The 11755-nt window shown below is 61.9% G+C and carries 14 protein-coding genes; 5 read left to right on the forward strand and 9 right to left on the reverse strand.

The genetic code is table 11. The features are described 5' to 3' along the window. Position 1: 1 nt before the first annotated feature. Positions 2-547 carry a gluconokinase gene (locus NP945_RS16365; protein WP_256746934.1) on the forward strand — a complete coding sequence of 182 codons (546 nt, stop codon included), beginning with the start codon at positions 2-4 and terminating at the stop codon, positions 545-547. On the opposite strand, the gene NP945_RS16370 is transcribed toward NP945_RS16365, so the two are convergent. Both NP945_RS16370 and NP945_RS16375 read right to left on the reverse strand, forming a co-directional pair. Beyond that, the gene (locus tag NP945_RS16370) at positions 542-1693 is read right to left on the reverse strand and encodes a hypothetical protein (protein WP_256746935.1); all 1152 of its coding nucleotides are present in this window, start codon (positions 1691-1693) and stop codon (positions 542-544) included. The two genes, NP945_RS16365 and NP945_RS16370, sit on opposite strands and share 6 nt — an antisense overlap. 172 nt (positions 1694-1865) lie before the next feature. After that, entirely contained in the window at positions 1866-2771 is a 906-nt protein-coding gene (locus NP945_RS16375; RefSeq protein WP_256746936.1) for a LysR family transcriptional regulator, read from the reverse strand. A 119-nt stretch (positions 2772-2890) separates the two neighbouring features. Here NP945_RS16375 and NP945_RS16380 point away from each other — a divergent pair, with 119 nt between their 5' ends. Both NP945_RS16380 and NP945_RS16385 read left to right on the forward strand, forming a co-directional pair. Further along, a complete protein-coding gene (locus NP945_RS16380) occupies positions 2891-3313 on the forward strand; it encodes a DoxX family protein (protein ID WP_256746937.1) in 423 nt (140 codons plus the stop codon). Between the two features lie 43 nt (positions 3314-3356). Beyond that, a complete protein-coding gene (locus NP945_RS16385) occupies positions 3357-4226 on the forward strand; it encodes an NmrA family NAD(P)-binding protein (protein ID WP_256746938.1) in 870 nt (289 codons plus the stop codon). A 116-nt stretch (positions 4227-4342) separates the two neighbouring features. Here the strand turns inward: NP945_RS16385 and NP945_RS16390 are convergent, their stop codons facing one another. Both NP945_RS16390 and NP945_RS16395 read right to left on the reverse strand, forming a co-directional pair. Further along, positions 4343-4792, reverse strand: a complete 450-nt coding sequence (locus tag NP945_RS16390) for an Rrf2 family transcriptional regulator (protein ID WP_013530871.1) — start codon at positions 4790-4792, stop codon at positions 4343-4345. Positions 4793-5048: 256 nt separating this feature from the next. Beyond that, the gene (locus NP945_RS16395) at positions 5049-6035 is read right to left on the reverse strand and encodes a sulfate ABC transporter substrate-binding protein (protein WP_127322203.1); all 987 of its coding nucleotides are present in this window, start codon (positions 6033-6035) and stop codon (positions 5049-5051) included. A gap of 228 nt (positions 6036-6263) precedes the next feature. On the opposite strand from NP945_RS16395, the gene NP945_RS16400 reads away from it, so the two are divergent. Together NP945_RS16400 and NP945_RS16405 are read left to right on the forward strand one after the other, a co-directional pair. After that, positions 6264-6536, forward strand: a complete 273-nt coding sequence (locus NP945_RS16400; protein WP_127271402.1) for an antitoxin — start codon at positions 6264-6266, stop codon at positions 6534-6536. Continuing rightward, the gene (locus NP945_RS16405; RefSeq protein ID WP_127271404.1) at positions 6537-6935 is read left to right on the forward strand and encodes a type II toxin-antitoxin system VapC family toxin; all 399 of its coding nucleotides are present in this window, start codon (positions 6537-6539) and stop codon (positions 6933-6935) included. A gap of 15 nt (positions 6936-6950) precedes the next feature. On the opposite strand, the gene NP945_RS16410 is transcribed toward NP945_RS16405, so the two are convergent. The 5 genes from NP945_RS16410 to NP945_RS16430 all read right to left on the reverse strand — a co-directional run bounded on the left by NP945_RS16410 (position 6951) and on the right by NP945_RS16430 (position 11753). Continuing rightward, complete coding sequence (locus NP945_RS16410; RefSeq protein ID WP_127331745.1) at positions 6951-7991, reverse strand: sulfate/molybdate ABC transporter ATP-binding protein; 1041 nt, start codon at positions 7989-7991, stop codon at positions 6951-6953. Positions 7992-8004: 13 nt separating this feature from the next. Then, on the reverse strand, positions 8005-8889 hold the full coding sequence (gene cysW, locus NP945_RS16415; RefSeq protein ID WP_127270916.1) for a sulfate ABC transporter permease subunit CysW: 885 nt from the start codon (positions 8887-8889) through the stop codon (positions 8005-8007). Next, complete coding sequence (gene cysT / locus NP945_RS16420) at positions 8882-9733, reverse strand: sulfate ABC transporter permease subunit CysT (protein WP_013530875.1); 852 nt, start codon at positions 9731-9733, stop codon at positions 8882-8884. Before cysT ends, cysW begins: the two co-directional genes overlap by 8 nt. Before the next feature lie 21 nt (positions 9734-9754). After that, positions 9755-10780, reverse strand: coding sequence for a sulfate ABC transporter substrate-binding protein (locus tag NP945_RS16425; protein WP_127271865.1), 1026 nt, complete (start codon positions 10778-10780; stop codon positions 9755-9757). Between the two features lie 220 nt (positions 10781-11000). Continuing rightward, positions 11001-11753 (reverse strand): M15 family metallopeptidase, encoded by a 753-nt coding sequence (locus NP945_RS16430; RefSeq protein WP_256747050.1) that lies wholly within the window; start codon positions 11751-11753, stop codon positions 11001-11003. Between the last annotated feature and the right edge of the window lie 2 nt (positions 11754-11755).

Raw genomic sequence — 11755 nt, forward strand, 5'->3', positions numbered from 1 at the left:
CGTGGACGGAGCGGCAGCACAGGCGCCGACGAGCGCCCCCGGCTCGGTGCCGGCCATCGTGGTTATGGGCGTCGCCGGCTGCGGCAAGTCGGCGGTGGGCATCGGGCTTGCCGCCGCTCTGGGCGTTGCCTTTATCGAGGGCGACAAGCTGCATCCGCCGGAAAACGTCGCACGCATGGCAAGCGGCGAACCGCTTACCGATCAACTGCGCGAAGGCTGGCTCGACGCGATCGGCGAGCGCATCGCGGAGTCGGTGGGCAGCGGACAGGGCGTGATTGCCGCCTGCTCGGCACTGAAGCGCAGCTACCGCGACCGGCTGAGCAGCTTCTGCCCGGAAATCGTCTTCCTCTATTTGAAGATCGACCCTGCCACGGCCAGGCAGCGTGTCGGTAATCGCAAGGGCCATTTCATGCCGGCAAGCCTGGTCGACAGCCAGTTCGCCATCCTCGAGCCGCCGGCTGCGGAAGAGCGCGCCTCGACACTCGATGCCACACGCCCGGTCGGTGAGCTCGTCGCTGCCGCGGTCCGCCTGATACGCCGGTCATGAGCCTTCATCCATTCCGATGCCGGTGCTGTCCGGCGCCTCGGTCAGCCGCTGCCGGCGGGACCACGTCAGCATCTGCTCGGGGTAGAGCCTCAGCGCTTCCAGCAGGCGGTCGCGCTTGAGCAGGATGTAGTGCGCCTGCACAGCCATGTTCTTGGCGCCATCCCTGGCGGTGTCCTTTGCCGGGGTGACAGACGCCTCCGGCGTCAACTCGGGGCTGAGCACGGCCTGGTACTCAATGAAGGGAACCACTTCGAAGGTCGACATGGCAAACAGGGCGGTTCGGCCCCTGGCGGCAAAATTCGCCGGCGCCGAGGCGAGATGCGTCCAGCCGCTTTCGCCCATGGCTGCCTCGGTGAAAGTCGTGCCGGCATGGACGGTGTTGGTCATCGTCACCACGCCATTCTGCTTCAGGATCTTCTGGATGCGGATGGTGACCTGATAGGCGTCGTCGCGATCAAAGACGACCCGGCTTTTCAGGAACCGGTTTTCGACATTGACTAGCGGCGGGTTGAGGAAACGCAGGCCGAACGCGCTTTCGGAAATACCGTGGGTGTTGACGCTCACCTGATGCGCCTCGACACCGGCCTCGTATAGCGCGCGCTTGCCGATGATGGTCTGGGCGGTGAATTGATCGCACCAGAGGATGGCGCCGTGGCCGCGCTGCAAGGCCGACCGCAGCCCCTCCAGTCCCTCCAGCCGGATCGTCGGCGACCAGCGGCCAGCCACCAGATGTGCGGCAAGTTGCAGGCGGCGCCGATGGCGCGCCGCCAGCAATCCCTCGAACAGCTTGCGTGTATCGATGCCATCGCCAAGCACCGCGCGTGTCGCGGCCGCGTAGGCCGGGAATTCCTTGCGCATATGGCGCTTGAGGCGAAACCTCGATATGCGGCCGCAGATCGGCGCCCACCAGCGCACCGGCAGCGCCGCTGCCACCACGAGATAGAAGACGGACAGCAGGCCTTCCCGAAGGTCCTTGTTGGAAAAGCGGCGAAGCCGGCCGGGGTGAACCAGCTTGCGGCTGAAGAAGCGGACGTCCTCCGCCCGTTCCGGGACGAAGACGTCGGCGATGATTTCAGTGCGGAAACTGGCTGCCGATGGCAGCTTGCGGGCGGCCTTGCGGGATTTTGCGAACCACCACAGCCTCATCGGTCCAGCCCGTTCTTCGACCCCCGCTTTACTGCGTCGGCTTGGGACGTGCAAGGTCATGTCCGCGCTCAAGACTTCTGCAAATTTCGCTTGCCCTCTACCTGGGGGACAGGCGCGTGCAACGCGAGCTGGCGCCCGCGACGCCGGACCGCTGATCGCTGACCGGCAGTCGCTATTCCATATACGGCGTCAGCACATCTTCGATCCATTTCATGAATGCGCGGACTCGGCGCGACAGATTGCTCCGATGTGCGACGACGAGGGATACGGCGAGCGCCCGTCGACGAAAATCGGGTATGATCTCGATAAGCGCTCCACTCTCCAAGTATCGGCCAATGCCCAAAAGTGGCGCCTGAATCACACCAAGGCCGGCGAGGGCGGCGGCTTCGTAGGTCTGCGCGCTGTTGACGTGCAGCGCACCTGGCAACTGAAGCGTCGCGTAGCTGTCGCCGTCCGGATATTCCCATCCATAGGGTCTCGCGACCAGCACCGTCGAAAAGTGAATTGTCCTATGTTCCTGACGCTGGAGATCTTCCAGCGACCGAGGGACGCCATGGCGCGCCAGATAGGCGGGGCTGGCAGCGTTGGCCATGCGCAACAGGCCCAACGGGCGGGCAATCAGCGTCTCGTCGCGAATGGGTCCAAGCCGCAATACACAATCGAACCCCTCTTGAACCAGATCGACTTGCCGATCCGTACTCGACACCTCCAGCTCCAATTGGGGGTGCGCCGCCATGAAATCCGGCAAGGCCGGCACGATCGTTGTGCGCGCCACTTCGGTCGGAAGGTCGACTCGCAAACGCCCGCGAAGTGCCACGCGATCGCCTGCGAACATCGAGTGCAGATCATCGACTTCAGCGAGCAGATCGCGGGCACGGGCATGAAATGCGCGTCCGTCTTCCGTCAACCGCACGCTGCGCGTCGTCCGGTGCAGGAGCCTGACACCGAGATCTTCTTCCAGCTTCCGGACCGCCGTTGAGGCTCTCCCCTTTTGGATGCCCAGGCTGTCGGCTGCGCGGGTGAAGCTCCCCATTTCCGCTACCGTTATGAAAATGAGGATGGGTTCGAGATTTTGCATTTTCGTGCCCCGGTATTGTTCCCCAAAAAGAGAACAGTCGGTTCATTTCCTCGGTGTTTATCACACCTGAGGGGCACAGTAAGCTTCGAATATGGGATCTCCCCATCGGAGAATGACAAGTGTCCGAAACTGTGAACCCGCATCAGACACCGGGAACTATGACCTTGCATCGCGCCCTGTGGGCCGGCCGGATAATGAGCGCGTTTGTCGTTATCGCTTTGATGGCAGACGGCACTGTTCAGCTTTTCGCGCCGGCACAGATCGCGAGCATGTTGCAGGAAACCGGGTTCGCGATGGACCTGACGCGCGTCGTGGGTCCGATCATCCTCGCCTGCGCCATCCTCTACGCCATCCCGGTCACCGCCGTCCTCGGCGCGATCCTGGTGACGGGCTTTTTGGGAGGTGCCATCTGCGCCCATCTCCGCATCGGTGAGTTGGGCTCGCCGCCGGAAATCATTTCCCTGCTTCTGGGCGCGATGACCTGGGGCGGCCTCTATCTGCGCGATCCCCGTATCCGGGCCATTCTGCCGCTCATCCATTGAACCAACAGGGGCAGTTCTGTCCCTCAACATCAGGAGAAAACATATGTTCTTAGTAATGGGAATCACCGGAAACGTGGGCGGCGCGACGGCAAGGCATTTGCTAGCGCAAGGCAAAAAGGTGCGCGCGCTGGTCCGCGACCGCGAGAAGGCGTTGAGCTGGGCGAACCGGGGCGTGGAGCTGGTTGACGGCGATTGGAATGATTCGGCAGCCATCGAGCGGGCGCTCGAAGGCGTCGAAGGCGCGTTCGTCATGCTGCCTCCTGTTTGGGCGCCTTCGCCCGATTACAAGGAAGCAAAGAGCGTGATTGCAAGCTATGTCGAGGCGCTCACCAAGGCAGCGCCGCCGCGAGTGGTTGCGCTTTCGTCGATGGGCGCGAACAGAACCAGCGGGCACGGGGTGATCGCGGCCTTGTCCCTTCTGGAGCAAGGTTTTCGCGACCTGAGATCGCCAGTTGCTTTTGTGCGCGCAGGCGGATTCTTCGAGAATTTTCTTTTCGGGTTGCAGGTCGCGCAGGGCGGAACGCTGCCGGCTTTCTACAATCCGACAAACCGGAAATCGACCATGGTCGCGACGAACGACATCGGCGCGGAATTCGCAACGCTTCTGACCGGGCCAACGTGGTCAGGGCAGCGCATCGTCGAGCTTGGTTCGATGGTCAGCGCGGATGAAGTCGCGGAGCAGTTGGGTGAAGTCCTGAACCTCGACGTGAAAGCCTTTGCAATCCCGCGTGCAGGGTGGGCGGAAGCGCTCGAACAATTCGGCATCCCGAGGGGCCACAGCGGACCTGCCGAAGAAATGTACGAGGCCGTGAATGCAGGATGGATGGACCTCGGTGTGGCGGGTACGGAGCATGTAGCGGGTACGACGTCCGCACGCGCTGTATTCGAGGCTGCGTCAAATGTGAACGGGTAGGCCAAAACTGCATGGGGTTCTCCGTGATTTCGAGCTTCGAAACCCGAGATTCGGAGAACTCCCTCCTTCAACGCACGAATCTCACATCTGTCTGAGCGCGGTCAGCTTGCAGTGGTTTATATCTGCGACGTCAGTTCAACCGGGAAATCGTCATTGTCGGCGTCGCGCATGGCGGCAAGGCTGCGATTGTCCAGCACTTCGGCGATCGCCTGCCGCACCTCCAGCATCATGTGGCGGACCTGGCAGGTCGCCTCGTCGCAATCCTCGCAGCGCTGATACTGCGTGCGGCTGGCGCAAGGGATCGGCGCCAGCGGCCCATCAAGCACGCGCACGACATGGCCGATCTTGATTTCGGAGGCCGGCCGGGCGAGGCGGTAGCCGCCTTCCTTGCCTTTGCGGCTCTGAACGAAACCGGCGTTGCGCAACTCGCCCAGAATGGCATCGAGGAATTTCTTCGGGATGTTGTTGGCCACCGCGATGTCATTGACGAAAGCCAATTGGCCGGCCGGCAGGCCGGACAGATGCACGAGGGCCTTGAGGCCGTATTTGCCTTTTTTCGTCAGCATGCCCAGATCAACCCATTGAAGCCCAACCACTCGCATCTGGCGACTGTTTGTGTGCAAATAATGACGTTTTCGCCGCGCGATGATGTTTCGCGAAAACAAGCCGCCGGATTGCAGTTAGGCACAAACGCGTTGATTCTTTGTAACGTTTTGCACTGAGAAGGCGGATATTCCGCTGATGACCAGGTTTTCGGCGTTCAAAACGAAAAAAGCCGGCAGGGCGCCGGCTTTTCCGTCTGCTGCGCAGATATCGCGGGCTTCAGCGGCTGCCGTAGGTCTGGTCGAGCAGGCCGCCAGCGGCGAAATGCTCTTTCTGCACTTTGTCCCAGCCGCCGAAGACGTCTTCCACCGTCAGCAGCCGGATATCGGGGAAATCGGCCTTGTATTTCGTCGCCACAGCGGCGTCGCGGGCTCTGAGGCCGTTGCGGGCGGCGATGTCCTGGCCCTCCGGCGTGTAGAGGAAGTCGAGATAGGTCTTGGCCAGATCGCGCGTGCCGTGCTCGTCGGCAACCTTGTCGACGATCGCGACGGGGAATTCGGCCAGCAGGCTGACCGTCGGAGTGACCTGCTCGAACTTGCCGTCGCCATACTCCTTGCGGATGCCGCGCGTCTCCGACTCGAAGGTGATCAGCACATCACCGATCTCGCGCTGCACGAAGGTGGTGGTCGCGGCGCGGCCGCCGGTGTCGAAAATCGGCACGTTGTTGAACAGCTTGGTGATGAACTCCTTCACCTTGGCCTCGTCGCCCTTGAAGGCTTCCTTGGCGTAGGCGGTGGCCGCCAGATAGGTGTAGCGCGCATTGCCGGAGGTTTTCGGATTGGGGAAAATCACCTGCACGTCGTCGCGCACGAGATCGTTCCAGTCCTTGATATGCTTGGGATTGCCAGCGCGTACCAGGAAGGACGGCAGCGAATAGAAGGGCGAGGCGTTGTCGGGAAAATCCTTCTGCCAGTCGGCCGAGACGAGATCCTTCTTGACCAGGAAGTCGATGTCGGTGACCTGGTTGAAGGTAACGACATCGGCGCCAAGGCCCTCGGCGATGGCACGCGCCTGCGCCGAAGTGCCGGCATGCGACTGATCGACCGTGACGCCCGGATGCTGCGCGATGAAGGCCTTGTTCACCTGCACGAACAGTTCGCGGCCGACGTCATAGGACGCATTGAGCAGTTTGTCGGCCGACCAGGCTTGGGAGGATGCAAGGAACAGGCCTGCGACGGTGGCAAGCCCGAGGAAAAATCGTCTCATGAAAACAGGCTCCGATGCAATTTATGGTGGGACCATAGCCGGGGTGCGTGGTGTGCGACGAGGCATGCGCCGTAGGTTCGTGGCCTCATCGTAGGAAAATACGTCGCCTAAGTCGATGAATGTTGGAATTCTGTTCCAGGAGAATGCTACCTTCGTCGGAGTTTTTCTGCGCCTTGTTTTGCGGTGCTGCATGGCATATACAAAAGGCATATACAAAAGAGCTGCAACATGCCCCAGAGCCGACATTCAACAACGCCGCCCAAGGAGGCGAAGCTGTTTCGCAACAACCGCAGCCAGGCGGTGCGCATTCCTGTCGAGTTCGAGCTTCCCGGCGAAAAAGTCCTGATCAGCCGGGAAGGCGATCGTCTTGTCATCGAGCCGGTTCGCAAACCTGGCCTCACCGCGTTGCTCGCCCAGTGGGCGAAAGAGCCGCCGCTCGATCCTGAAGACGACTTCCCCGAGATCTACGACACGCCAGTCAAATCCGAGGACATTTTCTAGATGCGGTTCATGCTGGATACGAACATTATCAGCGACATGATCCGAAACCCGGCTGGCAAGGCCGCGAGGGCAATGTCGCGCGAGGGAGATGACGCCGTTTGCACCAGCATCGTGGTCGCCTCGGAATTGCGATATGGCTGCGCCAAGAAGGGATCGGCCAAGCTGCTCAAGAAGGTTGAAGACTTGCTGGCCGAGATTCCTGTCTTGCCGCTCGATGTGCCGGTGGATGCCGAGTATGGCGGACTTCGCGCCGAGCTTGAAGCCGCGGGCCAGACCATTGGCCACAACGATCTTTTTATCGCCGCTCATGCCTGTGCATTGGGCACCACGCTGGTGACCGCCAACACGGGAGAGTTCAACCGGATCAGGGGCCTGAAGGTCGAGAACTGGCTGGCGTAGCCATAGACCAGAGGATCAAGCCGCCGGAAAAAGCTTCCAGCGTCCGGGGCGGAACGCCACCCGGCTTTTCTGCGCCGCGGGGTGATCGACCGGCAGTTCGATTTCGACCCGCTGGCGCTCTCCGCCGATCTCAAGCTCGACCCGGCGCGTGCCGGCGACGCGCCGGCTGGCGGCGACCGTGCCGGCGATGCAGCCGCTGCAGCCGTCCAGCAATTCGACATCGTGCGGGCGGAAGTAGAGCGTCGCATCGCCCGAGGGCTCGTTGGGCGCGGCAAGCCCGATCGGACGGTCGGCGAGCCAGATTTCGCCATTCTCGACCTTGACGGGAAGCGAGCTCGATTCACCGATGAAGCCGTAGACGAAGGGCGAGTTCGGCGTGTCGTAGATATCGTCGGCGGTGCCGACCTGCTCGATGCGGCCCTGGCTCATCACCACGACGCGGTCGGCAAGCTCCAGCGCCTCTTCCTGGTCGTGGGTGACGAAGACGGTGGTGTGGCCGGTGGCGTCATGGATTTCGCGCAGCCAGCGGCGCAATTCCCGGCGCACTTGCGCGTCAAGCGCGCCGAACGGCTCGTCGAGCAGCAGCACCTTGGGCTCGATCGCCATGGCGCGCGCCAGCGCCACGCGCTGCCTCTGGCCGCCGGAGAGCTGCGCCGGATAGCGCTTTTCGAGCCCTGAAAGCTGGACGAGGTCCAGAAGCTCGGAGGCGCGACGGCGGATCTCCTGCGCCGGCGGGCGCAACGGTCCGTGCCGGACCTTCAGGCCGAAGCCGATATTGTCCGCCACCGTCATGTGCCGGAACAGCGCATAGTGCTGGAAGACAAAGCCGACATTGCGCTCCTGGATGGACTTGTGCGAGGCGTCCTCGTCGCCGAAGAATATCTTTCCCCGTGTCGGCCGCTCCAGCCCGGCGATCAGCCTGAGCAGCGTCGTCTTGCCGGAACCGGACGGTCCCAGCAACGCGATCAGTTCGCCCGACTTGATGTCGAGCGACACGTCGTGAAGCGCCGGAAACCGGTCAAACTCCTTGCGCACGTTGGCAACGCGAACTTCCATAGTGGTCCCTTTGTCAGTGCCCGCGTGTCGCGGCGATCTCGGCGCCGTAGCGCATCTCGAGAAGTGTTTTCAAGACCAGCGTGACGAGCGCTAGGCCCGCAAGCAATGAAGCGACGGCGAAGGCACCGACGGCGTTGTACTCGTTGTAGAGGATTTCGACATGCAGCGGCATGGTGTTGGTCAGGCCGCGTATGTGGCCCGACACCACCGATACCGCGCCGAACTCGCCCATGGCACGCGCATTGCACAGGAGCACGCCGTAGAGCAGCCCCCATTTGACGTTGGGCAAGGTCACGTACCAGAAGGTCTGCCAGCCATTGGCGCCGAGCGAAAGCGCTGCCTCCTCGTCGCCATTGCCTTGTTCCTGCATCAGCGGGATCAACTCGCGGGCGACGAAGGGGAAGGTGACGAAGATTGTGGCCAGCACGATGCCCGGCACGGCAAACAGGATGACGATGCCATGCGCTTTCAGCCATGTGCCGAGCAGCCCCTGGGCGCCGAACAGAAGCACATAGACGAGGCCCGATATGACCGGCGAGACCGAGAAGGGGAGGTCGATCAGCGTGGTCAGGAAGGCCTTGCCCTTGAACTCGAACTTGGCGATCGCCCAGGCGGCGGAGATGCCGAAGACGATGTTGAGCGGCACCGAGATCGCCGCCACCAGCAGCGTCAGCCGGATCGCCGAGCGCGTGTCGGCACTGCCCAGCGCTTCGGTGTAGGCACCGATGCCCTTGGCGAAGGCTTCGTTGAAGACGATGATCAGCGGCAAGAGCAGGAAAATGCCGAGGAAGGCGAAGGCGACGGCCATCAGAGCAAGGCGCGCAGGGCGGCTTTCAGTGACCGCCGCCGACTGGCTTTCATGATGCGGTTCGTAGGATTTGATCTCCGGGTCAGCCATAGCGCTTGCGGCTCCATGACTGTGCGAGATTGACGACCAAAAGCATGATGAACGACAGAGCGAGCATGATCGCCGCGATCGCTGTCGCCGCCGGATAATTGTATTCCTCCAACCGAATGACGATCAGCAGCGGTGCGATTTCTGATTTGTAGGGCAAGTTGCCGGCGATGAAGATGACCGAGCCGTATTCGCCGACGCCACGCGCGAAGGCGAGGGCGAAGCCGGTGACGATGGCCGGCGCCAGGCCCGGAAACAGGATGCGGGTGATGATCTGGAAGCGATTGGCGCCAAGCGTGGCGGCGGCTTCCTCCACTTCCTTGTCGATCTCCTCCATGATCGGCTGCACGGTGCGCACGACGAAGGGCAGCCCGATGAAGATCAGCGCGATGACGATACCGAGCGGCGTATAGGCGACCTTGATGCCGAGCGGCATCAGCAATTTGCCGATCCAGCCGTTTGGCGCGTAGAGCGTGGTCAGCGCGATGCCGGCCACAGCCGTCGGCAGGGCGAAGGGCAGGTCGACCATGGCATCGACGATGCGGCGGCCGGGGAAGCGGTAGCGCACCAGCACCCATGCGACCAGCGTGCCGAAGACGACGTTGACCGCAGCCGCGACGAAGGCGGTGCCGAAGCTGATTCTCAGCGCATTGATGGTGCGGCGATCGGTGGCGATCGCCCAGAATTCAGGCCAGCCAAGGGCGGCCGAGCGCCAGAGCAGCCCGGATAGCGGGATGAGGATGATGAGGGTGAGGTAGGCAAGCGAGAAGCCGAGCGTCAATCCGAAACCCGGAATGACGCTCGGCTGCCTGAATCGCCACCCCGCCTGGGCGGGTGCTGTGGTCATGTCGTCCTGAATATCGACTGCTTACTGGGGCTTGTAGATCTGGTCGAATATACCACCATCGCCGAAATGATAAGGCTGTGCTTTTTTCCAGCCACCAAACTGTGGATCGTCGATGGTTACGAGCTTGATCGGCGGCAGCTTGGCGAGGTCCTCGGCCGGCACCAGATCGGGCTTGGCAGGACGATAATGGTTCTTGGCGATGATCGTCTGCGCTTCTTTGGAATAGAGCCAGCTCAGATAGGCTTCGGCGACCTTGCGCGTGCCCTTGGCATCGACATTGGCGTCGACCACCGCCACCGGCGGTTCTGCCAGGATGGAGGTCGGCGGGTAGACGATGTCGAAATTGTCGGCACCGAACTCGTCGAGCGCCAGATAGGCCTCGTTTTCCCAGGCGATAAGCACATCGCCAAGACCCTTTTGCGCGAAGGTCACGGTCGAGCCGCGCGCGCCGGTGTCGAGCACCGGAGCATTGGCGTAGAGCTTGCCGACGAACTCCTTGGTCTTGGCCTCGTCGCCGCCGTCATTGGCGTTGGCGTAGGCCCAGGCGGCGAGATAGTTCCAGCGCGCGCCGCCGGAGGTTTTGGGATTGGGCGTAATCACCTGGACACCGTCCTTGACGAGGTCGCTCCAGTCGTGAATGCCCTTGGGATTGCCCTTGCGGACGAGGAAGATGATGGTCGAGGTGTAAGGCGCTGAATTGTTTTCGAATTTGGTGCGCCAGTCCGGATTGATCTTCTTCGCCTTCGAGACGATGGCGTTGATGTCGCCTTCAAGTGCCAGCGTCACCACATCGGCGTCGAGGCCGTCGATCACGGCGCGGGCCTGGGCGCCCGATCCGCCATGCGACTGCTGGACGGTGACGGTCTCTCCGGTCTCGGCCTTCCAATGCGCGACGAAAGCTTCGTCATAGGCCTTGTAGAGCTCGCGTGTCGGATCGTAGGACACGTTGAGAATGGTGGTATCGGCAAACGCGAAACCGAGCGTGCCGAACTGGACAGATGTGGCGACCAGTGCGCCGAGCAGTTTCCTGAAATGAGGTTTGGTCATTTCTGCCTCCGTTGAACCCGCGCCAAATCTACCGAATTGGTAGAAATTAGATGCATTCAATGTTGCCTTTTTTGCCCCTCTTGAGAAAATGTTCGACGCTATTTCGCCGTTAGGAGAAATATTTTCCTCTTGCGGCCTAAGGAAGAATCCATGGCCCGGCCACTCAGCCTATCTAGCAAGGGGCGGTGCCGAGGCAAGGTGTGGAATTTGGTCGGGTGCATCAATCTGCGGTGATGGGAAAGTCGAAACGCTGTCTGGCGAACGGTTCGCTTTTCAGCGTGAAGTGCCACCATTCCCTTGCATAGTTCTTGAAGCCGCCGGCGCGCATGGCGTCGACAAGCATCTTGCGGTTTGCCGCCGCTTCACTGGCAAGGCCGCGGTGGGCGGTTTCGCTCATCGGATCAAAGCAGTCGAAGCCGGTGCCGAAATCGAGCGTGTCGGCATCGCCCGCGCCGCAGGCCGGGTTTGGGCTGGACTTGCGGTCCGTCCGGGCGATGGCGACATCGACGGTCGAGCCACGTGAATGGGTCGATAGTTCTCCGACATAACCCTTGGCGATCAGCTCACTGCGCCTGACCTTCGGATACCATTGCGGATCGGGCGACCCGCTCTCGCGCGTCCATTCATTCATGTCGGCGACGGCGCGGGCAGGGCGGTAGCAATCGAACAACACCAGGGTCAGGCCTTTGGCGGCGATCGCTTTCTGGACGGCGGACAGTGCCTTTGCCGCCTGCTCGGTGAGGATGCAGGCGGGTGCGTCGTAGCCATTCACCTTGCGGTGCAGAAAATTATCCGATCCGGCGTAGCGTATGTCCTGGCGGATCGAGGGGTCGACATCGGCGAGCCGGACAAAGCCGGTGGGGAGGGCATCGGCCAAAGCGGGGAGGGTGGTTGCCGTGACAAGGATTGTTGCTGCCAGTGCTGAGGCTGCCGACAAGAACGGATTGCGCGAGGGGTGCCTTGGAACAACCATGG

It is taken from the genome of Mesorhizobium sp. LMG17149 (genome assembly GCF_024518695.1).
Lineage (GTDB): Bacteria > Pseudomonadota > Alphaproteobacteria > Rhizobiales > Rhizobiaceae > Mesorhizobium.